The organism is Pseudomonas pseudonitroreducens (assembly GCF_021603645.1).
Taxonomy (GTDB): domain Bacteria; phylum Pseudomonadota; class Gammaproteobacteria; order Pseudomonadales; family Pseudomonadaceae; genus Pseudomonas; species Pseudomonas pseudonitroreducens.
The window spans coordinates 1-22304 of the sequence record NZ_BQHJ01000011.1 but is presented as its reverse complement, the minus strand read 5'-3'; the positions used below and the strand labels follow the sequence as shown (position 1 = coordinate 22304).

Annotated in this window: 27 protein-coding genes and 1 pseudogene; 21 read left to right on the top strand and 7 right to left on the bottom strand. The window is 64.3% G+C overall.

What is annotated here, in order from left to right:
* Window positions 1-42 precede the first annotated feature (42 nt).
* Together L6D89_RS24055 and L6D89_RS24050 are read right to left on the bottom strand one after the other, a co-directional pair.
* Window positions 43-351, bottom strand: a complete 309-nt coding sequence (locus L6D89_RS24055; protein ID WP_236201419.1) for a DMT family transporter — start codon at window positions 349-351, stop codon at window positions 43-45.
* Window positions 351-989: an FMN-dependent NADH-azoreductase gene (locus tag L6D89_RS24050; RefSeq protein WP_236171882.1), complete on the bottom strand. Its 639-nt coding sequence runs from the start codon at window positions 987-989 to the stop codon at window positions 351-353. The genes L6D89_RS24055 and L6D89_RS24050 overlap by 1 nt, the downstream gene beginning before the upstream one ends.
* Before the next feature lie 139 nt (window positions 990-1128).
* On the opposite strand from L6D89_RS24050, the gene L6D89_RS24045 reads away from it, so the two are divergent.
* Together L6D89_RS24045 and L6D89_RS24040 are read left to right on the top strand one after the other, a co-directional pair.
* Window positions 1129-2043, top strand: a complete 915-nt coding sequence (locus tag L6D89_RS24045) for a LysR substrate-binding domain-containing protein (RefSeq protein WP_236171884.1) — start codon at window positions 1129-1131, stop codon at window positions 2041-2043.
* Window positions 2044-2202: 159 nt separating this feature from the next.
* A complete protein-coding gene (locus tag L6D89_RS24040; RefSeq protein WP_236201418.1) occupies window positions 2203-3399 on the top strand; it encodes a sugar transporter in 1197 nt (398 codons plus the stop codon).
* A 267-nt stretch (window positions 3400-3666) separates the two neighbouring features.
* On the opposite strand, the gene putP is transcribed toward L6D89_RS24040, so the two are convergent.
* Both putP and L6D89_RS24030 read right to left on the bottom strand, forming a co-directional pair.
* A complete protein-coding gene (gene putP / locus L6D89_RS24035; RefSeq protein ID WP_169941314.1) occupies window positions 3667-5184 on the bottom strand; it encodes a sodium/proline symporter PutP in 1518 nt (505 codons plus the stop codon).
* Between the two features lie 786 nt (window positions 5185-5970).
* The gene (locus L6D89_RS24030) at window positions 5971-6720 is read right to left on the bottom strand and encodes an AraC family transcriptional regulator (protein ID WP_236201417.1); all 750 of its coding nucleotides are present in this window, start codon (window positions 6718-6720) and stop codon (window positions 5971-5973) included.
* A 248-nt stretch (window positions 6721-6968) separates the two neighbouring features.
* Here L6D89_RS24030 and L6D89_RS24025 point away from each other — a divergent pair, with 248 nt between their 5' ends.
* The gene (locus tag L6D89_RS24025; RefSeq protein ID WP_236201416.1) at window positions 6969-9017 is read left to right on the top strand and encodes a TonB-dependent receptor; all 2049 of its coding nucleotides are present in this window, start codon (window positions 6969-6971) and stop codon (window positions 9015-9017) included.
* A gap of 3 nt (window positions 9018-9020) precedes the next feature.
* On the opposite strand, the gene L6D89_RS24020 is transcribed toward L6D89_RS24025, so the two are convergent.
* Window positions 9021-9884: an ATP-binding protein gene (locus L6D89_RS24020; protein ID WP_445009256.1), complete on the bottom strand. Its 864-nt coding sequence runs from the start codon at window positions 9882-9884 to the stop codon at window positions 9021-9023.
* A gap of 99 nt (window positions 9885-9983) precedes the next feature.
* On the opposite strand from L6D89_RS24020, the gene L6D89_RS24015 reads away from it, so the two are divergent.
* Window positions 9984-10790 carry an AraC family transcriptional regulator gene (locus L6D89_RS24015; protein WP_236201414.1) on the top strand — a complete coding sequence of 269 codons (807 nt, stop codon included), beginning with the start codon at window positions 9984-9986 and terminating at the stop codon, window positions 10788-10790.
* Between the two features lie 119 nt (window positions 10791-10909).
* Window positions 10910-13309, top strand: a complete 2400-nt coding sequence (gene lon / locus L6D89_RS24010) for an endopeptidase La (protein WP_236171894.1) — start codon at window positions 10910-10912, stop codon at window positions 13307-13309.
* Between the two features lie 317 nt (window positions 13310-13626).
* Here lon and L6D89_RS24005 read toward each other — a convergent pair whose 3' ends face one another.
* Together L6D89_RS24005 and L6D89_RS24000 are read right to left on the bottom strand one after the other, a co-directional pair.
* A complete protein-coding gene (locus L6D89_RS24005) occupies window positions 13627-13851 on the bottom strand; it encodes a hypothetical protein (protein WP_236201413.1) in 225 nt (74 codons plus the stop codon).
* 11 nt (window positions 13852-13862) lie between these two features.
* Window positions 13863-14678, bottom strand: a complete 816-nt coding sequence (locus L6D89_RS24000) for a S24 family peptidase (RefSeq protein WP_236201412.1) — start codon at window positions 14676-14678, stop codon at window positions 13863-13865.
* Between the two features lie 77 nt (window positions 14679-14755).
* Here L6D89_RS24000 and L6D89_RS23995 point away from each other — a divergent pair, with 77 nt between their 5' ends.
* From L6D89_RS23995 to L6D89_RS23925, 16 genes and pseudogenes are all read left to right on the top strand, one after another.
* A complete protein-coding gene (locus L6D89_RS23995; RefSeq protein ID WP_236201411.1) occupies window positions 14756-15094 on the top strand; it encodes a helix-turn-helix domain-containing protein in 339 nt (112 codons plus the stop codon).
* Window positions 15095-15096: 2 nt separating this feature from the next.
* A complete protein-coding gene (locus L6D89_RS23990) occupies window positions 15097-15540 on the top strand; it encodes a hypothetical protein (RefSeq protein ID WP_236201410.1) in 444 nt (147 codons plus the stop codon).
* The gene (locus L6D89_RS23985; RefSeq protein WP_236201409.1) at window positions 15537-15776 is read left to right on the top strand and encodes a hypothetical protein; all 240 of its coding nucleotides are present in this window, start codon (window positions 15537-15539) and stop codon (window positions 15774-15776) included. The genes L6D89_RS23990 and L6D89_RS23985 overlap by 4 nt, the downstream gene beginning before the upstream one ends.
* Window positions 15773-15967 carry a hypothetical protein gene (locus tag L6D89_RS23980; RefSeq protein ID WP_236201408.1) on the top strand — a complete coding sequence of 65 codons (195 nt, stop codon included), beginning with the start codon at window positions 15773-15775 and terminating at the stop codon, window positions 15965-15967. Before L6D89_RS23985 ends, L6D89_RS23980 begins: the two co-directional genes overlap by 4 nt.
* Window positions 15960-18014 (top strand): DNA-binding protein, encoded by a 2055-nt coding sequence (locus L6D89_RS23975; protein ID WP_236201407.1) that lies wholly within the window; start codon window positions 15960-15962, stop codon window positions 18012-18014. Before L6D89_RS23980 ends, L6D89_RS23975 begins: the two co-directional genes overlap by 8 nt.
* A 17-nt stretch (window positions 18015-18031) precedes the next feature.
* Window positions 18032-18751 carry an AAA family ATPase gene (locus tag L6D89_RS23970; RefSeq protein WP_054906993.1) on the top strand — a complete coding sequence of 240 codons (720 nt, stop codon included), beginning with the start codon at window positions 18032-18034 and terminating at the stop codon, window positions 18749-18751.
* A 2-nt stretch (window positions 18752-18753) separates the two neighbouring features.
* Window positions 18754-18963, top strand: coding sequence for a hypothetical protein (locus L6D89_RS23965; RefSeq protein ID WP_236201406.1), 210 nt, complete (start codon window positions 18754-18756; stop codon window positions 18961-18963).
* On the top strand, window positions 18956-19750 hold the full coding sequence (locus tag L6D89_RS23960; protein ID WP_236201405.1) for a MarR family transcriptional regulator: 795 nt from the start codon (window positions 18956-18958) through the stop codon (window positions 19748-19750). The genes L6D89_RS23965 and L6D89_RS23960 overlap by 8 nt, the downstream gene beginning before the upstream one ends.
* Entirely contained in the window at window positions 19747-20133 is a 387-nt protein-coding gene (locus L6D89_RS23955; protein WP_236201404.1) for a helix-turn-helix domain-containing protein, read from the top strand. Before L6D89_RS23960 ends, L6D89_RS23955 begins: the two co-directional genes overlap by 4 nt.
* Window positions 20117-20443 (top strand): hypothetical protein, encoded by a 327-nt coding sequence (locus L6D89_RS23950; protein ID WP_236201403.1) that lies wholly within the window; start codon window positions 20117-20119, stop codon window positions 20441-20443. Before L6D89_RS23955 ends, L6D89_RS23950 begins: the two co-directional genes overlap by 17 nt.
* 17 nt (window positions 20444-20460) lie before the next feature.
* Window positions 20461-21078, top strand: coding sequence for a DUF3164 family protein (locus tag L6D89_RS23945; protein ID WP_054906990.1), 618 nt, complete (start codon window positions 20461-20463; stop codon window positions 21076-21078).
* An 80-nt stretch (window positions 21079-21158) separates the two neighbouring features.
* Window positions 21159-21281, top strand: coding sequence for a hypothetical protein (locus L6D89_RS32640; protein ID WP_276574833.1), 123 nt, complete (start codon window positions 21159-21161; stop codon window positions 21279-21281).
* Entirely contained in the window at window positions 21274-21546 is a 273-nt protein-coding gene (locus L6D89_RS23940; RefSeq protein WP_236201402.1) for a hypothetical protein, read from the top strand. The genes L6D89_RS32640 and L6D89_RS23940 overlap by 8 nt, the downstream gene beginning before the upstream one ends.
* Before the next feature lies 1 nt (window position 21547).
* The gene (locus L6D89_RS23935; RefSeq protein WP_038803273.1) at window positions 21548-21766 is read left to right on the top strand and encodes a hypothetical protein; all 219 of its coding nucleotides are present in this window, start codon (window positions 21548-21550) and stop codon (window positions 21764-21766) included.
* Window positions 21763-21981 (top strand): hypothetical protein, encoded by a 219-nt coding sequence (locus L6D89_RS23930; protein ID WP_024767767.1) that lies wholly within the window; start codon window positions 21763-21765, stop codon window positions 21979-21981. The genes L6D89_RS23935 and L6D89_RS23930 overlap by 4 nt, the downstream gene beginning before the upstream one ends.
* A gap of 1 nt (window position 21982) precedes the next feature.
* Window positions 21983-22304, top strand: a pseudogene (locus tag L6D89_RS23925) (hypothetical protein); the annotation flags it as partial.

The window sequence follows — 22304 nt, the reverse complement described above, 5'->3', positions numbered from 1 at the left end:
TGTCGTCGTGCGGGGAATGCGCGGCACCTTAACACCAAGCGATCAGGCCCGCAGCCCGGCCACACCGGTGATGATCAGGGCGACCGACGCCAGCTTGGTCAGGGTCAGCGCCTCGCCCAGCAGCAGGAAGCCGAAGAACACCGTGCCCAGCGTGCCGATGGCCGTCCAGATCGGGTAGGCGATGCTCACCGGCAACTGACGCATCGCCAGGGTGAGGAAGAAGATCCCGCCGATCACCGCGAATACCGTCACCATAGTGGGCAGCGGCCGGGTGAAGCCCTCGGCGTACTTCATCGACACCGCGAACATCACCTCGAACACCGCGGCCACCATCAGCATGGCCCAGGCCATCACGCACGCGCCCACTCGCTCTCGGCGAGATCGGCCAGGGCCTGTTCAGCCTGTTGATAGGACGCGCGGAAGGCTTCGGGATTGCCCTCCTCGCCTTCGGCGGCGATCACCTGCACATCGTGGATGCCGATGAAGCCCAGGGCCACACGCAACCAGACGTCGGCGTGATTCATCCATTCGAGTGCGCCGCCCGGCCCCATGCCTGCACCACCACGGCTGGTGATGATCAACGCCTTTCGCCCCGTGACCAGCGGTTTGTATTCCGCCTCGCCATCTTTCACAAGCAGGTCGACCGTGCGGCCGACACGGACGATCTGGTCGACCCATGCCTTCAGCCCGCTGGGTACGCTGAAGTTGTACATCGGCGCAGAAATCACCAGCAGATCGTGGGCGAGCAGTTCGTCGACCAATTCATCGCTCAGTGCCAACTCGGCCTGCAACTCGGCGGGGCGTTGTTCACCCAGCGGGTGGAAGGCGGCAGCAATGAATCCTTCGCTGACATGCGGCAGGTTCGCGCGGCCAACTTCACGGCGGGTGATCTCGGCTTGCGGCAGCGCGGCGAGAAAGCCCTCCACCAGGCGGCGGGAATGGGAACGGTCGGCGCGGGGGCTGGCGTGAATGGCAAGAACTCTGTTCATCTGTCTTTCCTTGCTTGAGGTGTACACTGCGAAGGTCCTGAATGGCCTCCAATTGCTGCCTAAGCTATTTCCAGGTGGAAAGACGGACAACTGAGGGAATTTCCCTCCAGATGAATTCAACTCATCCATGGAGCACCGAATGTTCGCCAACCTGCCGCTTCCCGCCCTGCGCACCTTCGAATCCGCTGCGCGCCAGCTGAGCTTCAAGGCCGCCGCCGAGGAACTGGCGGTGACGCCCACGGCGGTTTCCCACCAGGTCCGCGCGCTGGAGGAATGGCTGGGCCTGCCGCTGTTCGAGCGCCTGCCACGCCAGGTGCGCCTGACCGAGGCCGGCGAACGCTTGTTCCGCAGCCTGCACGGCGCGCTGCTGGAGGTCTCGCAGTCAGTGGACAGCCTGCGTCCGCAGCGCAGCGCCAGCAGCCTGACGATCTCCACCACCCCCGCGTTCGCAGCGCTCTGGCTGGTGCCGCGCCTGGGGCGCTTCTATGCGCGCCATCCGCACATCCGCCTGCGCCTGGACAGCCAGTGCGAACTGCTCGACCTGCAGCAGGACGCCAGCGTCGACCTGGCGATTCGTTACGGTTTCAGCGACTACCCGCGCATGCACAGCCAGTTCCTTCTGGCCGAACGCTTCGCCGTGTACGGCGCGCCGGCGCTGGTGGCCAGCGCCGACGTGGAAGTACCGGAGATGATCAGCGTGCGCTGGCACAATTCCGAGCTCTACGAACGCGGCTGGAAAGCCTGGTGCCAGATGGCCGGCGAGGAATGCCTGCTGACCTGTGCCGTGCAACGCGAGTACGACGAGGAGTTCTACGCCCTGCAGGCGGCGATCGCCGGCCAGGGCCTGGTACTGGCCAGCTCGCTGCTGGTATCCGAGTGTGTGGAGAAGGGCCTGCTGGTGCCGTATCGCCCGGAGATCAACGTGCCCGGTGCCCGCTATACCGCACTGTGCGTGCCAGGGCGCGAGCGCCATCCGCCAGTGCGCGCGTTCCTCGACTGGCTGGCCGAGGAAGCGACGCAGGCATCTGATCCGCTGATCGACACTGCCGCCTGAGCCTGCCGCTGCGCCCGCGCAGGCGTCCCTTTGCCGTGCGCGGAGCGGGATGCGTGGTTAGAATTGCACTCCGCCGCAACAACAATTCTTCTTTGCCCGCGACACGCCCCTGCGTGATCCCAAGGCACGGCCTGAGCCCCCTCTCACCTCAGGATTCCCATGACAACCGCGCAAGACACCCGTACCGGCAGTTGGCTGAACGTCATCGCCCTGGCGATCGCCGCCTTCATTTTCAACACCACCGAGTTCGTCCCGGTGGGCCTGCTCAGCGACATCGGCCGCAGCTTCGACATGCGCCCGGAACAGACCGGGCTGATGCTTACGCTCTACGCCTGGGTCGTGTCGCTGGCCTCGCTGCCGCTGATGCAACTGACCCGCAACATGGAACGCCGCCGCCTGCTGGTGGTGATCTTCTGCCTGTTCATCGTCAGCCACGTGCTCTCCGGCTTCGCCTGGAACTTCACGGTGCTGATGATCAGCCGCTTCGGCATCGCCTTCGCCCACGCGGTGTTCTGGTCGATCACCGCCTCACTCGCCGTGCGCGTGGCGCCGCCGGGGCAGCAGGCGAAAGCCCTCGGCCTGCTGGCCACCGGGACCATCCTGGCGATGGTGCTGGGCATTCCGCTGGGCCGCGTGCTGGGTGAAGCGATGGGCTGGCGCACCACCTTCCTGGCAATTGCCGGCGTTTCGGTACTCGTCGTGCTCTGGCTGGCCCGCGCGCTACCGCTGCTGCCGAGCCAGAACTCCGGCTCGTTGCGCAGCCTGCCATTGCTGCTGCGCCGTCCGGCGCTGGTGTCGATGTACGTGCTCACCGTGCTGGTAATCACCGCGCAATTCACCGCCTACAGCTACATCGAACCGTTCGCGCGGGAGATCGCCGCGCTGGACAGCCAGCAGACCACCCTGCTCCTGCTGCTGTTCGGCGGCGCCGGAATGTTCGGTTCGATCCTCTTCAGCCGCTACAGCGAACGCTTTCCGCGCGCCTTCCCGTGCCTGGCCATCGCCGTGCTTGGCGGCTCGCTCCTGCTGCTGATGCCGCTGGCGCACTCGCCCACGGCGCTGCTGGGCCTGAGCCTGTTCTGGGGCGCGGCGATCCTCTGCTTCGGCCTGGCGCTGCAGGCCAAGGTGCTGCAGCTGGCCCACGATGCCACCGACGTGGCCATGGCGATGTTCTCCGGCCTGTACAACGTCGGTATCGGCGGCGGCGCGCTGCTGGGCAGCCGCGTGGCGGTGGGCATGGGGCTGGAATGGATCGGCTATGTCGGCGCTGCGCTGGCAGTGGTCGGCCTGCTGCTGTGCCTGTTCGCCTGCTGGCGGTATGCGGCGGCGATGAGTGGCGGGCACGCCTCGCATTAATCGCCACACGCCAGACTCACCGAATAGCGTAGGAGCGGACTCCGTCCGCGATAGATTCGCATCGCGCCGGTGGGCATCGCGGACGGAGTCCGCTCCTACGCACAGGTCAGCACGGAGCCATGATCTGTAGGAGCGGAGCTTGCTCGCGAACCCCCTTGATGCCATGGGTGTCGGGCGAATTCACGAGCAAGCTCGCTCCTACAAAGAGCCCCAATGAAAAAGGCCGCGCCCCTTGCGGGAGCGCGGCCTTTTTCATTCAGCGCAGGATCAGCGGCTGGTCACGGCAGTGCCGGCCGGCTGAGTGGCCTCGGCGTATTCCGCCTCGGCTTCCTCGAAGCGCTGGATCATCGCCTTCGACGGTGCCGAGCCGATCAGGCTGAACACCACGATGGAAATGCTGGAGAGGATGAAGCCCGGGATGATCTCGTACAGGCCGAGCCAGCCGAACTGCTTCCAGACGATCACGGTGACCGCACCGACGATGATGCCGGCCAGCGCGCCGTTGCGGGTCATGCCCTTCCACAGCACGGAGAACAGCACCAGCGGACCGAAGGCGGCGCCGAAGCCGGCCCAGGCGTAGGACACCAGGCCCAGCACGCGGTTTTCCGGGTTGGCAGCCAGGGCGATGGACACCAGCGCCACCAGCAGCACCATGGCGCGACCGACCCACACCAACTCGAGCTGGCTGGCGTTCTTGCGCAGGAAGGCCTTGTAGAAGTCTTCGGTCAGCGCCGAGGAGCACACCAGCAGCTGGCAGCTCAGGGTGCTCATTACCGCGGCGAGGATGGCGGACAGCAGCACGCCGGCGATCCACGGGTTGAAAAGGATCTTCGCCAGTTCGATGAAGATGCGCTCGTGGTTCTCGCCCACCGCGCCGGCCTGTTCCGGATGCGCCTGGAAGTAGGCGATGCCGAAGAAGCCCACGGCGACGGCGCCACCCAGGCAGAGGATCATCCAGGTCATGGAGATGCGGCGGGCAGCCGGGATCGATTTCACCGAATCGGCGGCCATGAAGCGCGCCAGGATGTGCGGCTGGCCGAAGTAGCCCAGGCCCCAGGCCATCAGCGACAGCACGCCGACGAAGGAAGCGCCCTTGAACATGTCGAAGTTGGCGGCGTCCTTCAGCTCGATGGCGGCGAAGGTCGGTTCCACGCCACCGGTGGCGAACAGCACGATCACCGGGGTGAGGATCAGCGCAAAGATCATCAGCGAGGCCTGCACGGTGTCGGTCCAGCTCACCGCCAGGAAACCACCGACGAAGGTGTAGGCGATGGTCGCGGCAGCACCGGCCCACAGCGCGGTCTCGTAGGACATGCCGAAGGTGCTTTCGAACAGGCGGGCGCCGGCGACGATGCCGGAGGCGCAGTAGATGGTGAAGAACACCAGGATCACCAGCGCGGAGATCACCCGCAGGATGCGGCTGTTGTCCTCGAAGCGGGTGCTGAAGTAGTCCGGGAGCGTCAGGGCGTTGCCGTTGTGCTCGGTGTGCACGCGCAGGCGGCCGGCGACGAACAGCCAGTTCAGGTAGGCGCCGCAGATCAGGCCGATGGCGATCCAGCTTTCCGAGATGCCCGACAGGTAGATGGCGCCCGGCAGGCCCATCAGCAGCCAGCCGCTCATGTCCGAGGCACCGGCCGACAGCGCGGTGACGAAGCTGCCGAGGCTACGGCCACCGAGGATGTAGTCGGAGAAGTTGTTGGTCGAACGATAGGCGGCCAAGCCGATCAGAACCATGGCCGCGATGTAGATCACGAAAGTGATCAGTGTTGGCGTGTTGACGCTCATGGGGACTCCCCTACAGCTTGTTTTTATCCAGGCTCGCGGGGTATCGCGAACCCTTGACTGGCAGCCGGCGTGGTTGACGCCGGCCGGTTAGCGCTTGCTCACAGGCAAACCGGGTTGCGCGTGATGCCAAACAGGCACCGAACCGCTACGCATCCCGACGCAGGCACGCCCTCGTCCTTGCTGGCGTCTTCCTGCAGCCGCCGTCTCACCACGGCGACTTCCGTCCCGCCTTCGCCGGTAAGCGAGGTGCGGGCCGTTTCCCGGGCCAGGCCCGGTCATCCTTCAGGCGCCGGAGTGGGCGCCCCGCTCCCGACGAATTTCCCCCAGCCGCACAATACGGGGCTGGCGACGAAGCTCGTCGGCAGTAACTGAAATTGAGCACACGCACGCATGAAGAAGCGGCAGGGAGTGGCCGGCGCGCGAGGGCGCGGATTGTACAGAAAGCAGGCGATGCGGTTGCACCGGTCCGACCGGTGACGGCGCGAGGCCACGGGCAGGCGCTGCAGGCCGGGCCGTGAAGGAAGTGGCGCGGCCAGGTGCAGGCGCGCGACAGGCAAAGACAGAACCGGTGATGGGCATGGCGCCCCTCCCGCGTATCGAGCTGGCTGTTGTTCTTGGTCTGACCGGGTTGCACCTTGGAACACCAGCAACGCGGTGGGCGGACTCTATGGGTTGCACCCAAAGGAATTCTTGCTGAAAGCTCTGGAGTTCTTGCAAAAGGCTCCGGCCCCACAGGCCAACAATTGACCATTCGATCAGCAATCAGGCCGGCACAGGCTAATGAAATCAGCTGCGCCGCAGGCTGCCCGGGGTCAATCCCAGGTAGCGACGCATTGCCGTGGTCAGCGCGCTCTGGCTGGAGAAACCGCACTCGCCGGCCACCCCGACCAGCGGCAGGTCGGTTTCCCGCAGCAGCCGCGCGGCACGGTCGAGACGCTGGCGCAACAGATATTGGTGCGGCGTTAGACCGACGCGATCCTTGAACTGCGCATGGAAGTGGCTGGGGCTCAGGCAGGCGACCTGCGCCAGCTCGGCCACGGTGATGCGCCGGGAAAGATGATCGGTGATGTAGCCGTCCAGCCGCTGCAGATCCAGCGGCCCGTTGCGCGGCGCACGCTCCTCGCCGAACAGTCGCAGATGCAGTGCGCGCAGCAACACACCGCCCAGAGCACGGGCGAGCAGCGGGTCATCACCGTAGCGGGCGATCTCCGCTCCGGCGTAGCTGAGCAGGTGCTGGAAATCTGCATCCAGGGTCGGGTAGCGCGGCACCTCGAACAGCCGCGCCAACAGTTCGCGGTCCTGTTCAGCAGCACCGGTTTCATCGAGGTCGACGATCAACATGCGGTTATCACCGAGCCCGGCGAACTCGTGGTCGATATCCCCCGGCACCAGGCAGGCGCGCATGCGGCAAACCTCACCAGCGGCGCCGCCGATCTCGAATTCCGCGCGGCCGCTCAGAGACATCACCAACTGGTGATGGTCATGGGCGTGCTGGTCGGTCTGGTCGGACAGCGTGGCGAGGCGGGTATCGAACATGGCGCAAGCTGATCAAATTTTGAGCATGGTACGAAATTTCGTTCAGCCTGCCCAGCCGAGAGGTGCAACCCGGCGCAACTGCAAAGAAGCAAAAGCACCAAAGCATCTAAGCCAGAAAGTCTTGCTAACCAACAGATATGTTATGTTATAACAAATAACGTTTCCCCATAGCCCCTTCCCCGCCGCCTGGCGCATCCCTGACCACCAGGGAGGGGTTCGCTTTGCCAGAAGAAAACCAGGAGTTCGTCATGCCCCCATTCCTTCCCCGCCCGCGCTGGCGCCTTGCACCGCTGGGCCTGGCCCTGTGCGCCGGCGCACCCTCGCTGGCCGATGCCGCCCCCACCGAGCTGGAGCCACAGGTAATCACCGCCAACCCGCTGGGTGATGCCTCCCCCGCTGCTCCCAGCAGCGTGCTGACGGGTGATGAACTGACCCTGCGGCAGAAAGGCAGCCTGGGTGAAACCCTCAATGGCACGCCGGGCGTTTCCTCCACCTGGTTCGGTCCCGGCGCCAGCCGCCCGGTGATCCGCGGCATGGACGGCGACCGTATCCGTATCCTGCGCAATGGCGTGGGCGCGCTGGACGCCTCGTCACTGTCCTACGACCATGCCGTGCCGGAAGACCCCAACGTGGTCGAACGCATCGAAGTCGTGCGCGGCCCGGCCGCCCTGCTCTACGGCGGCAACGCCATCGGCGGCGTGGTCAACAGTTTCGACAACCGCATCCCCAGCGAACCGGTGGACGGTATCCACGGCCAGGGCGAGCTGCGCTACGGCGGCGCGGATACCACCCGCAGTGCTGCCGGCGCGCTCGAAGCCGGCGACGGCAACTTCGCTCTGCACCTCGACGCAGGCTCCCGCGAGTTCAACGACCTGCGCATTCCCGGCTACGCCCACTCCGCGCGCCAGCGGCAGAGCGACGGCGACGACGCCAAGCACCGCGTGAACAACAGCGACGGCCGCCAGGACAGCGGCGCCATCGGCGGCAGCTACCACTGGGATCACGGTTATGCGGGGCTGTCCTACAGCGGATATGACAGCAACTATGGGTCACCCGCCGAGGACGACGTACGCCTGAAGATGCAGCAGGACCGTTACGCCTTCGCCTCGGAAATCCGCGACCTCGACGGCCCCTTCAGCTCGGTCAAGCTGGACGCGGCCTACACCGAGTACCAGCACAAGGAAATCGAGGACGGCGAGACTGGCACCACTTTCAAGAACGACGGCTACGAGGCGCGCATCGAGGCCCGACACAAACCGATCGGCCCGGTTGAAGGCATCGTCGGCGCGCAAGTGGCCAACAGTCGCTTCTCGGCGCTGGGCGAAGAGGCCTTCGTGCCGCATACCGAGACCGACAGCGCCGCGCTGTTCTTCCTGGAGAACTGGCAGGCCACCGAGCGCCTGGCGCTGAACCTCGGCGGCCGCGCCGAGCACACGCGCATCGAGCCGAACGCCAAGGACAATGAACGTTTCGCCGAGAACGACGGTTCACGCAGCTTCACCGCGGGCAGCCTGTCCACGGGCGCGGTGTACCAACTGACGCCGATCTGGTCGCTGGCTGGCACTCTGGCCTACACCGAACGCGCGCCGACCTTCTACGAGCTGTACGCCAATGGTGCTCACGCGGCCACCGGCACCTATGAAGTGGGTGACGCGAACGCGAGCAAGGAAAAAGCCGTGTCCACCGACCTCGCCCTGCGCTTCGACAGCGGCCGGCACAAAGGCAGCGTCGGCGTGTTCTACAGCCGCTTCTCCAACTACATCGGCCTGCTGGCGAGCGGGCGCTACCGCGACGAGGAAGGCGCGGTGGTGGACGCTGGCGACGACGAGGCGTTGCCCGAATACCTCTACAGTGGCGTGAAGGCAGACTTCTATGGCGTCGAGGCGCAGGATCGCATCCACCTGCTGGACAGCCCCTATGGCCGTTTCGATCTGGAACTGTCCGGCGACTACACCCGCGCCAAGAACAAGGACACCGGCGAAGCCCTGCCGCGCATCGCCCCGCTGCGCCTGAACAGCGCGCTGCTCTGGGAACTGCAGCAGTGGCAGGCGCGGCTCGACGTGGAATACGCCGCCAAGCAGAACCGCGTGCCGGAGAACGAACTGCGCACCGACGGCTACACCACCCTCGGCGCCAGCCTCGGCTACCGCTTCGACCTGGGCGACAGCCGCTGGCTGGCCTTCGTCAAGGGCGAGAACCTGACCAACCAGACCGTGCGCTACGCCAGCTCGATCCTGCGCGACAGCGTGCCGGCTGGCGGGCGTGGTATCCAGGCGGGGGTAAAAGTGGCCTTCTAAAGGCTAAGGCCGACGCCCGGCGTAATCCCGGGCGAACTGCGCGGCGATCCGCCCGGACCGCGACCCGCGATGGGTCGCCCAGCGGATCGCCGCCTGTTCCCACTCTTCCTGCGCTATGCCACCCAGGCCGTGGTATTGCAGCCAGCGGGCGACTGCCTCCAGGTACTGCTCCTGGCTGAAGGCATAGAAAGATATCCACAGGCCGAAGCGCTCGGAGAGCGAGATTTTCTCCTCCACCGCCTCGCCCGGGTGCAACTCGCCGCTCTCGCTGCGCTGGAAGGACAGGTTGTCCTCGGCACGCTCGGCGAGCAGGTGGCGACGGTTGGAAGTGGCGTAGATCAGCACGTTGCCGGACTGCCCGGCCACCGAGCCGTCGAGCACGGTCTTCAGGCCCTTGTAGCCGGTTTCGCCATCCTCGAAGGACAGGTCGTCGCAGAACAGGATGAAACGCTCCTGGCGCTGGCGCAGCAGGTCGATGATCTGCGGCAGGTCGGCCAGATGCTCCTTGTCCACCTCGATCAGGCGCAACCCTTCGGCATGAAAGGCATGCAGGCAGGCCTTCACCAGGGAACTCTTGCCAGTGCCGCGGGCGCCGGTCAGCAGCACGTTGTTGGCCGGGCGGCCGGAGACGAACTGACGGGTGTTCTGCTCGATCAGCGCCTTCTGCCGGTCGACATTGCGCAGGTCATCGAAGGCGATCAGCGCCGGCTCGATCACTGGCGTCAGGCGCGGCTGGCCCTGGCGGTATTCCCACAGGTGGGCGATGGCGCCCTCCGCCAACGCCAACTCGGCGCGCGCAGGCAGGGATTGTTCAAGCAACCGGGCAATGCGGGCCAGTTGCTCGGTGATGGAGGCCAGTGCGTTCATGGAAAGTTCGGTCATAGCAGGATCATCAGGGCAGATGGGGACTGTTCAGCAGCCTAGCGATGAAGGAAAGTGGTCGTCTAACGACAAACAGGCACCCACATGCGCAAAAAGGACACCGCAGGCCAACTGCCGGAAAACCACGGCGACGAACGGGCCGCCAGCCCGGTGGCGGCCATTGCCCTGGACTTCCCCGACGGCCATCAGGTGCCCGCACACAGCCACCATCGCGCGCAGTTGCTCTATGCCGTGCGCGGCGTGCTGGTGGTGGGCAGCGCCAGCGGCCAGTGGGTGGTGCCGGACAACCGCGGCCTGTGGATACCCGGCGGCGTGGAGCACTGGACGCGGATGGTCGGCGACGTGCAGGTACGCACGCTTTATGTGGAGCCGGGCAGCGCCCCGCACCTGCCGCCGGACTGCTGTGTACTGGCAGTCTCGCCGCTGCTGCGGGAGTTGATCCTGGCCGCGCTGTCGATCAGTGGCGAGGTCACCCCGGACTCCCGCGACGGGCGCGTCCTCGGTCTGATGCTGGATGAACTGCGCGAAGACCCCATGTTGCCGTTGCACCTGCCGCTGCCCGCCCATCCGCGCCTGCGCGCGCTGTGCCAGGCCATCCAGGCGCAGCCCGGCGACAACGCCGGCCTGGACGAGTGGGCGGCGAAACTGAACGTGGACAGCAAGACGGTTCAGCGCTGGTTCTCCCGCGAAACCGGGCTGACCTTCGGCCAATGGCGGCAACAGGCACGCCTGCTGGCCGCGCTGGAACGCCTGGCCCTGGGCGAGAGCGTGCTGAACGTGGCGCTGGAAGTCGGCTACAGCACGCCCAGCGCCTTCAGCGCGATGTTCAGCCGCCACTTCGGCCGGCCTCCCAGTGATTTCCTGCGCCCGCGCCCGCTAATCCGTTCGTAAGCTCAAGTCGGACACAATCGGCCGCAACATGCTCCAGACACATCCTGCAGCAGCATGGGATTGAAACCCCGAGCCGGTTTCCCCATCTAGACTGTCATGTTCAATCAGTCAGGTGCCTCATGAGCGACCACGACGAGATTCACGATATCCATAGCGCCGAAGAGGTCAGCAACACCGGGCTGGTGTTGCCGGGGCAGAACCTGCCGACCACGGTCTACGTCATTCCGATCCACAACCGGCCCTTCTTCCCGGCGCAGGTCCTGCCGGTGATCGTCAACGAGGAGCCCTGGGCGGAGACGCTGGAACTGGTCGCCAAGACCGAGCACCACAGCCTGGCGCTGTTCTTCATGGAGAATCCGCCGGACGACCCGCGCCACTTCGACCCGGACAGCCTGCCCGAGCACGGCACGCTGGTGCGCGTGCACCACGCCAGCCGCGAGGGCGGTAAGCTGCAGTTTGTCGCCCAGGGCCTGTCGCGCGTACGCATCCGCGGCTGGATCAAGCGCCATCGCCCGCCTTTCCTGGTGGAGGTGGAGTATCCGCACACCCCCAGCGACCCCAGCGATGAGGTGAAGGCCTACGGCATGGCCCTGATCAATGCGATCAAGGAGCTGCTGCCGCTCAACCCGCTGTACAGCGAAGAGTTGAAGAACTACCTCAACCGCTTCAACCCCAACGACCCATCGCCGCTGACCGACTTCGCTGCGGCGCTGACCACCGCCCCCGGTGCCGAGCTGCAGGGCGTGCTGGATACCGTGCCGATCCTCAAGCGCATGGAGAAGGTGCTGCCGCTGCTGCGCAAGGAAGTGGAAGTCGCGCGCCTGCAGAAGGAACTGTCTGCCGAGGTGAATCGCAAGATCGGCGAGCGCCAGCGCGAGTTCTTCCTGCAGGAACAGCTGAAGATCATCCAGCAGGAGCTGGGCATCACCAAGGACGACAAGAGCGCCGACTCCGACGAATTCCGCGCGCGCCTCGAAGGCAAGGTCCTGCCCGAGCAGGCGAAGAAGCGCATCGACGAAGAGCTGAACAAGCTGTCGATCCTGGAGACCGGCTCGCCGGAGTACGCCGTCACGCGCAACTACCTCGACTGGGCGACCTCCGTCCCGTGGGGACTGATGGGCGTCGACAAGCTCGACCTCAAGCACGCGCGCAAGGTCCTCGACCGCCACCATTCCGGCCTGGAAGACGTGAAGGACCGCATCCTCGAATTCCTCGCGGTGGGCACCTTCAAGGGCGAGATCGCCGGCTCCATCGTGCTGCTGGTGGGCCCGCCCGGTGTGGGCAAGACCAGCATCGGCAAGTCCATCGCCGAGAGCCTGGGGCGGCCGTTCTATCGCTTCAGTGTGGGCGGCATGCGTGACGAGGCCGAGATCAAGGGCCATCGCCGCACCTACATCGGCGCCCTGCCCGGCAAGCTGGTGCAGGCGCTGAAAGAGGTGGAGGTGATGAACCCGGTGATCATGCTCGACGAGATCGACAAGCTCGGCAGCAGCTACCAGGGCGACCCTGCCTCGGCGCTGCTGGAGACGCTCGATCCGGAGCAGAACGTGGAGTTCCTCGACCACTACCTGGACCTGCGCCTGGACCTGTCCAAGGTGCTGTTCGTCTGCACCGCCAACACCCTGGACTCCATCCCCGGCCCGTTGCTCGACCGCATGGAAGTCATTCGCCTGTCCGGCTACATCGCCGAGGAAAAGCTCGCCATCGCCAAGCGCCACCTGTGGCCCAAGCAGCTGGAAAAGGCCGGCGTGCCGAAGAACCGCGTATCGATCAACGACGCTGCCCTGCGTGCAGTGATCGAGGGGTACGCCCGCGAAGCCGGCGTGCGCCAGCTGGAGAAAGTGCTCGGCAAGCTGGTACGCAAGTCGGTGATGAAGCTGCTGGAGAATCCCGAATCGACGGTGAAGATCGGTGCCAAGGACCTCGAGGAGTACCTGGGCATGCCGGTGTTCCGTACCGAGCAGGTGCTCTCCGGCGTCGGCGTGATCACCGGCCTGGCCTGGACCAGCATGGGCGGCGCGACCCTGCCCATCGAGGCGACGCGCATCCACACGCTGAACCGCGGCTTCAAGCTGACCGGGCAACTGGGCGACGTGATGAAGGAATCGGCGGAGATCGCCTACAGCTACATCAGCTCGAACCTGAAGAAGTATGGTGGCGAGCCGACCTTCTTCGACCAGGCCTTCGTCCACGTGCACGTGCCCGAAGGCGCCACGCCCAAGGACGGCCCCAGCGCCGGCGTCACCATGGCCAGCGCCCTGCTGTCCCTGGCGCGCAAGCAGGCGCCGAAGAAGGGCGTGGCGATGACCGGCGAGCTGACCCTCACCGGGCAGGTCCTGCCGATTGGCGGGGTGCGCGAGAAAGTCATCGCGGCGCGCCGGCAGAAGATCTTCGAGCTGATCCTGCCCGAGCCCAACCGCGGCGACTTCGAGGAACTGCCGGAGTATCTGAAGGAAGGGCTGACGGTGCATTTCGCCAAGCGCTATGGGGATGTGGCGAAGGTGTTGTTCCCCGGCTGACTGGCTGCGTCCGGCTGATCGCGGGCATGCCACGCTCCTGCAGCGGATTCGACCTGTAGGAGCGAGGGGGACGCCTAGTTCTTGCTCGCGAACACGTTCCGTTGCGAGGCCAGGTTCGCGAGCAAGCTCGCTCCTACGAAAAGCCTTATCTCCTCTTGTGAGCTAGTGGGAGTATTGGCACAGGGCAGGAGGAAGCCGGAAGAAACCGGAAGTAGCTGGAGAGCCCCGGACGGCGGTGCCTTCAATGAGCGAAGCGGAAAAGTAGTGCCAAAACTACTGAATGGCCTGGACGGAAAATTTAGCGGGGGTAATTGGCACTACTGCTTGAGCCGCAGAATATGCCCCTGCTTCACCTCATCAGCCAAGGCCTCAAGCTGATCGGCCTCCGCGTAGACGTCAGCGAGAAGGCCAAGCAGCTTCATCCCTTCAGCCTCTGGCAGGTCCTTCGCTATGAAGGTGATGCTACCTGCGAGCGATTCTAGGCGGCGCGACAAATCGAGTAGCTCGCGCCGCAAACTCTGCGTGGGCCGGTTCAGTCCCATGCTTCAGCCCTCTAGATCAGCCAGCCACCAGCCCAGACCGCCCGGCCCACTACCTGGAGCTGATCAGCTCCAGACTTCGGAACGGTCATCATTGGATAGGCCTTGTTCTCGCTGATGATATGAATTGCTCCGTCAAACTGACGTTGCAGCCGCTTAGCGAACAAGTGGTCATCCAGCAGGATCACATAGACACCCTCACCCTCAAGGCTGTCGCGACTCAGATCAATCATCACAGTGTCGTCATCATCGATCAGCCCCAGCATCGAGTCGCCGTCGTTCCTTAGGCACGCCAGATTCTCAGGGCTGAGTCCCTTCTTCCGAAGCGAATAGCGCGTGAACGCCAGGTGCGTGAGGATGCGAGCGCGCTCATTCCACGATCCGTGCCCGGAGCTGCAACGTGCATCGTAGAGAGGGATATAGGCATAGACACCATCCTCGCCGGAGTATGCCGCCTCCTTTTGCAGAACCTTCTGCCCCTCACCTGCTGCTAGCCAGGCGATGCTGACTTTTGCCGCCCTTGCCATGGACACCAGGTTATCCGTACCAGGGAGCGAGCCAGCAAGGTACTTCCTAATCAGGCTGTCGCTTATCCCGCACTCTTTAGAGAACGCCAGAACGGACTGAGCGCCAATCGCCTCCTTCAGTCTTTCGCTGAATTTTCCGCTTTCAAGCTCGGTGCGCGAACTTGAAAGCGAGACACCGCCAGGGCGATCCGCTTTCAAGTTCTCGTAACCGATTGATTTATCTGTATTTTCCAATCTTATAGCACCATTAAGTTGAAAGTCGGACTTGAAAGAAGCTCCCTGGTATTGATTTTCAAGCTCCATGGTTCTATGTTTATGTCGTTGGACACGTTAAACATCACCTCATGACCACCCCGCCAGGCGGTCTATGGATCAACGACATGAACACAGCGGAAATCCCATCTGACCCAGGTCTGCGCTGGGAGTGGATCAAGTTCCAGCTACGGGCCAAGGGCACGTCGCTGGCGAAGCTCGCGCGCGATCTGCACGTCTCCGGCCCTGCCGTGAAGAACGTGAAGCGAACTGCTTACCCGCGCATGGAGCGGGCTATCGCCAAGGCGCTGAGCCTTGACGTCCAGGACATCTGGCCGGAGCGCTGGGACGCCAACGGCAACCCCAATCGCATGCGCCCCAAACGCTCCGAAGTTATGCCGGCGCGTACTCAAAAGAATAACCCAGCTTATGTCCTTGGGCACCGTAAAACCGGAACGGAGGCATAAACATGCGTCACGGAAAAGACGACCGCACCATAAACATCGACTTCGATGTACCGCAGCCCCAGCTGGTTAGCGCCTGCGACTTCCGCGTCCAGGTAAGCGAAATTGTCAGCGAGATGCTGAGCGGGGCAAAGACCACCGGGCTTGAACGCTTTGACGTTGCCGCGCAGATGTCACGCCTGTCGGGCGAAGACATCAGCAAAGCCATGCTGGATGCCTGGTCCTCGACCGCTCGCATCGATCACAACCTGCCTTTCTACCGCGCGGCCCTCCTGGAGCAAGTCTGCGGCAGCCATCAACTGACTGACCTGATCGTCACCGTTCGTGGTGGTCGGGTTAGCTGGGGGCGCGATGCCTTGCTAGCTGAGTTGGGCCGAGTGGAGAGCATCAAAGAAGAAGCTACACGCCAGGCACGTGCCCTGCGCCGTCAGATCGGAGGTGCAGCATGAGACCGTCGCACTTGAAGCCAGGTACTTGGCTGATGATTCGCGAGGCCTTTGGCACAGATGAATATCGTGCCCGCTTCGAGGGGCGTACTCCAGCTCAAGGCAAAGGGCGCCCTGCGGTCAACCATCTGTTCAACCCTGAATGGGTCGGCCTGTCCGGCGCGGATGATCGTGGCATGGCGACCATTAGCGACTACGAACTGGCTCGGCGTGGGCGCCTGCTGGGAGGTCGCCCATGACCCGTATTCATCAGGCACTACTAGACGACCTGCGCCATGCAACCGAGTTCTACAAGTGCGTAGAGGCTGAAGGCGCCGCTGTAGAAATAGGCGCATGGAATGATGCCAGAGAGTGGCTTCGCACTGCGGCCCTGAACCTTGGAGCAGCCTTGATTGCCGATCTTGAGGCAGGTGAGGCGTCCCATGAGTAAGTGGTTTTCCGCACAGGAACTCGCCGGTCTGCCAGGCCTACCCGGAACAGTCCAGGGCATCAACCATCGCGCCAGACGCGAAGGCTGGGAGGCACAGCTACGGCTTGCTCTAGGCGGCGGTCGTGAGTACTCCTTCGACGTCCTGCCAGTAGAGGCCCAGGCAGCGCTGTTGGCTCGCATGGTTGAAGCGGACCAGCCTCAGGTAGCACCTCAGCCGACAGCGCCGCACACATTGATTACGCCGAAGCGTGACGGTATTTCCACGTCACGCTTGAACGATGATCAGCGGGAAGTGATGACCGCGCGCGTATCCCTGATCCGTGAAATCGAACGGATGAGTCAGTTTGTCAGCCAACAGCGCTCCATCCTGACGCTGGTTGCTGCCGCACGTGACAACACCCTTAGCCCCTACCTCGCGGAGCGTGTTGAGCGCGCCAACGACCGCAAGACTGCGGATCGCACACTGAGCGAGAGAACCCTCAAGCGCTGGCTGGCGGACTTCCGCAAGCACGGTGAGATAGCTCTAGCGCCTGTCCGCCGCAAACCGGACATGACCCTGCCAGTGTGGGCGCCCGCGTTCCTGAAGCACTACCAGCGCCCACAGAAGCCCAGCGTTGAAGCGGCTTATGCACTGTTCAAGGCCGAGTACCAGGGAGCGCCCAGCATTCATGCTGTGCGGCGAATGCTGGCCAAGCTGGCGCCGCAGGTGCGAGAGCAGGGCCGCATGGGCGCAAGGGATATCAAGTCCTTGAAGGCGCATAAGGATATGAATGCCGACGTTCTGTGGCCCAACGATGTGTGGGTAGCAGACGGCCACAAGTTCGATGCCGAGGTGATCAACCCAGACACCGGCCAGATATTCCGCCCCGAGGTAACGACGATCATCGACTGGGGAACCCGTCGTATCGTTGGCTTCGCGGTCAACCTGGCGGAATCCACGCTGGCCACGCTCGATGCTCTACGCGAAGCCCTTACCCGTGTTGGCATGTACGCAGTGTTCTACGTCGATAACGGCAAAGGCTTCAAGAACGAGATCATCTATGAGGTAAACGACCGCCTGGGCGGCACCATTACTCACTCGCTGCCGTACAGCTCGCAGGCACGTGGCGTTATCGAGCGCTCGCACCGGACGATTCTGGTGCGGCTGGCCAAAACCTACGACAGCTACATCGGTGCAGACATGGACAAGGAAGCGTCCACCCGTGTGTATCGGCTGTCGCGCAAGGAATTGGACCTGGGCATCAAGCCCAAACAGGTTCCCGAGTTCGCGCAATTCGTCTCTGACCTTAGCAATGCACTGGACGAGTACAACTACCGTCCACATCGGGGCCTGCCTAAGGTTCGCGATATCGAGACAGGCAGGCTGCGGCACCAGAGTCCAATGGAGTCCTGGAAGTCGGCCATGGCCGAGGGCTGGGAGCCCATCATGGCGGATGCCGATGTGGTGGCCACCATCGTGCGGCCACAGGAAGTCCGGACAACACATCGCGCCAAAGTGCAACTGCATGGCCACTCCTACTTCCTGGAGGCGCTGGAGCCACACCACGGTCAGGAAGTGCGCGTGGGCTACGACTTCCGCGATGCCAGCCGGGTATGGGTTCACACCTTGGATGGCGAGCTGATTGGCGAGGCGCTGATCAACGGCAACGCCGTCGGCGCCAAGCCGAAGAGCCTGATGGATAAGGCCAAAGAGCGCCGTGAGAAGGGCCAGTTCAACAGGGTCGCTAAGAAGGCAAAGACCTTGACCGGCGAAAACGTCGAGCTGCGCGTTGTGCCAAAGGCCGCGCCAACTGCCGACCTGAGTGCCGAGCAGATCAGTGAGGCACGCCGCTATGCCGCCGCGCTGGCCGCTCCCAGCACCTTCGAGATTCCGACCGACTCCATGGCGCGCTATCGCCTGTGGAAGCGCGTCGACCGCCGCATCACCGCTGGCGAGCAGATGGAGCCCGAGGCCCATCGCTGGCATGGCGAATACCCCCGCACCGATGAATTCAAGTCCACCCAGGACATGTACGACTTTGCCGAGGCCGGTCTGGCCCGCGCTTGACCACAGGAGTAACAACTATGAGTGCCAAGAAAATCGTTCCGCTGACCAACGTCGGTCTTCTCGCCAACGCTATCGACCGCGCCATGCGCCGTCCCGTGGGCCTGCCGGGCCTTGTGGTTGCCTACGGCAAGACCGGTTACGGGAAGTCCTTCGCAGCGGCGTTCGCTGCCACCAAGCACCGCGCCTACTACGTCGAGTGCCGTGAGACCTGGACTCGGAAAGCCTTCCTGCAGGCGGTCCTGCGCGACATGGGCATCACTCCGGCCAGCACCTTGTCCGAGATGGTCGACCAGATCGCCGAGCAGCTCAGCCGCAGCAACCGTCCGCTGCTGATCGACGATGCGCAGTACCTGCTGGACAAGGCTGCCGCGAACGTCATCACCGACATTTTCAACGCCAGCCAGGGAACCATTGTGCTGATTGGGGAAGAGCGCGTGCCGACCAGCCTGGCCAAGCTGGAGCGCCTGCACAACCGAGTCCTGGAATGGGTCCCCGCACAGCCGGCCACCGCCGACGACCTGCGCGACCTGGTAGACGCCACTTACCCCCATCTCACCATCGCAGACGAGCTGCTGGACGATCTGTGCGCGAAGACCCAGGGCTGCCTGCGCCGCGTCGCCGTGAACCTCTACCGCGTCCACACCGAGGCCCAGGCCATTGGCACCGACACGATTGACCTGGCCACCTGGGGTAATCGCGGCTGGTTCACTGGCGAAGCCCCGGCGCGGAGGGCTTGAGCATGGCTAACCATGTAGACCTCACCGAGATCGCTTGTGCGGGCTGTGGCAGCGAACACCACATCGCCTATGTGAACCCCGCCGCACACGATCCTAAGCTGATCGACCTGGTTGTTGAGTGCGCCGAGTGCGGCCGCACTCTCAATGAGTTCGTGACCGTCAGTGAAATGCTTGTCGTGAGCCAGGGCTCCAAGGCGGTGGGCAATGCGTAAGGCCATTCACCTCACCATGACTGGCGGTAAGAGCCCGCGCCAGCACATGTGGGAAGCCATCCGCTCGCTGTCCCGCGACCCGAAGGGCCTGACCACCTACAACGTGTCGCGTTTGTCCGGCCAGGAAGATCAGGCCGTGAGCAGCTACCTGCGCGACCTGAAGAAGGCCGGCATCGTCGAGCGTGTAGAGGTCCTGGTCCAGCGTGATGCCCGCTGGAAGCTGCTGGCGGATGAAGGCGCCGAGGCTCCGCGCGTCAACAAGAAAGGCGAGCGGGTTCCCCCGTCTGCCGTCGAGAACATCTGGCGCACCCTGCGCATCCTGGGCGAGATGAGCGCCGCCGAGGCAGCGGAGCACGCCAGCGTCAACGGCGTGACCATGACCGAGCTGGCCGCCCGCACCTACCTGCAGGGGCTGACCCTCGCCGGCTACGTCACCCGTACCGATGGGACCCCAGGCAAGCCTGCCCGCTACCACCTGGTGCGCCAGCGCTACAGCGGCCCGCAGCACCCGGTCTATCAGCGCAGCACCTTCGAACAGGTCTACGACCCGAACCTGGACCAAGTGGTCTGGACCAAGGACATACCGGACAGCCCCGAGCTGGCTGGCCTACGGCTGGAAAAGGCTTGCTTGGAGAAAGCACTAGCCGACCTGCTCGCAGCAGCTAAGCCCATCGAGCGCCTGGCCGGCCGCATGGTCGCCCAATTCCACCCCGACGACAGCGAGCGCACGGAAGGCATCGAGGCGTTGCGCCTGTTCAACGACCTGGCGCGTGAGGTGAGTGCATGAATGCCCGCGTCGATCTGTCCGCTTGGGGCGAGCAGCCCCCGCAGTGGGTCTGCCTGCTGGCCGCCGAGGTCGAGCAGACCAACCGCACCCGTGCCGGTGAGCGCATCGGCATGAGCCGCTCTGCGGTCAGCCTGGTGCTCTCCAATCGCTACCCGTCGCCGAGCACCTCGGCGGTCGAGCGCCGGGTGGTGGCCGCCCTGGGCGCCCTGGACTGCCACGCCCAGGGCGAGCCCATCAGCCTGATCGAGTGCCAAAGCTACCGCGAAAAGAAGGCTCCGACGCACAACCCGCAGGCCATGCAGCAGTGGAAGGCCTGTCAGCACTGCACCCACAACCCCAACTGCGCGAATGCCCTGGAGGCGAGCCATGCAAGCCAGCACTAACGCTGTCCTGAAAGTCCTGACCCCGCGCCTGGCTGATCGGCTGCGGACCTTCAACAGCGCGGCGCGTGATCTGCAGCGCATGGGTATCCGCCTGCACCGCATCGAGCCGGCCGAGAACCGCCTGACCATCAGTCCCGAAGGCGGCCGGCTAATGGAACAGCTGCGTCTTGTGGCCGGTTTCCAGCGCCACGGCACGGCAGGCAGCACACGCTGGAGTGCGATTTTCCAGGGCGTGGAAGTCACCTGGTCCGAGCCGATCAGTTACCGCGACTTCGCCAGCCCGTCCCCCATCGACCTCACTTTCCACTGATCAACAGGAGCCATCCCATGAACCAAATCGCAATTCCTGAAGGCTTTCGTCTGGATGCGCAGAAGCGCCTGGTCCACGAAAGCCTCATCAAGCCCATCGACCAAGCACGCGACCAGTTGGTCCTGGAGCTTGTGGAGAAGGCCAAGCAACTGCACAGCCTGATCGCCGAGTTCAAGGTGTCGGCGTTCGGTGACGTCGCCGCTTTCGTGGAGCTGTCCGCCGATCAGTACGGCGTCAAGCTGGGCGGCAAGAAAGGCAACGTCAGCCTGGTGTCGTTCGATGGACGCTTCAAGATCACCAAGGCCGTACAGCAGTCCATCCAGTTCGATGAGCGCCTGCAGGCGGCCCGCGCCCTGATTGACCAGTGCCTGCTGGAATGGACCGAGGGCGCCCGCCCGGAGGTCGTCACCCTGGTCAACGACGCTTTCCGCACCGACACCAAAGGCGAGGTACGTACTGCCAACGTCCTTGCGCTTCGCCGCTTGGAAATCACTGACGAGCGCTGGCAGCGCGCAATGAAGGCCATCGCAGAGGCCTGCCAGGTCGTCGGCTCCAAGGACTACATCCGCGTCCATGAGCGTGTGGGCGACTCTGACCAGTGGCGGGCGATCCCGCTCGACATCGCGGGGGTGTGACCGTGGCCACTCGGACAGAGAAGCAACTAAACGCGGGGCACCGCCGCAGCCTAAACGCCATGCGCGAGAAGCTCCTGGCAATGGCTGCCGCGTGGGAGGAAGTCGACCAGTACCACGTGAACATCATCACCGAGGCGGCCGACAAGCTGGGGGACGTGAGTGACGAGATGCGGGAAACCTCAAAGGAGAATCACCATGGTTAAGACCTATGCCGTGTGCCGCATAGACGGCCTGATCGAGCTGCACGACGAGCACCCCGGTGACGGCTACTTCGCCCTCGCCGTGGGTGACTCGGACGAGCTACGCCGCGTGATCGACCTCAGTGCCGACCCCGTTGCCGGGCTGGCCTGGCGCGTTCCAGGTGTTCGTGCTGGTGCCGAACCGCGCACCAACCTCGGTGCCATCGCTCGCTATATCCGCGACCTGTCCACCCACGATGCGCCCGGTGTTCGGGCGCTGGGGGTGTGACATGGGACAAGCACCTCTGCTCGATGACATGAACCTGGACAAGAGCGTCCGCCAGATGATCGACGAGGCCGAGCAGCTCGATGCCGACGCCTTCGACGTCATGCACCTGACGCTGGACAACGGCAACGAGCTGGTAGTGGTTGCCATCACTGGCGAGTACCTGGACCCCGTGGCAAAGGTCTTGGAAGCCCTCCGGGAAATGCGGGAGGCCAGGTCATGAGCGACTCCATCGAGTTCAACATGCGCCGCGCTGGCGACGGCTACACCGCCACCAGCAAGGGCAAGTCGGCCAGCTGCAGCTGGAGCCGCGAGCAATGCGCCAAGCGCCTGGGCCACAAGCTTTTCCCTGATGCCGCCCTGCGCGTCGAGTGCATCGAAGACGTGCGCGAAGGCAGCCGCGACAGCCGCTGGCGGATCACTGCGGAGGGGCACTGACATGCACGAGCGTGCTGCACAGCTGATCTACCGGACGCTCTGCCGCGTCGAGGCACGCCTGGCGCGTCAGGCCCTGGGCATGGACCAGGTGCCGCCAATGCCAGCGCTCCAGATCGAGGAAGTCGCTGCAGTCGAGCCGGCCGAGCTGGAGGAAGTACTCCAGCCGGAGGCCGCGCCTGTCGACGCCTTCGACGACGAGCCAGCACCGTCGCCCAGCCCGCTCTTGCCGCCGATGGCCGCACGGATCGAGGCGATGGCCAAGCGCGGATGGACGCCGCAGATGGCGGCCCATGACTTGCGCCTTCATCCCAAGCGGGTGCGCC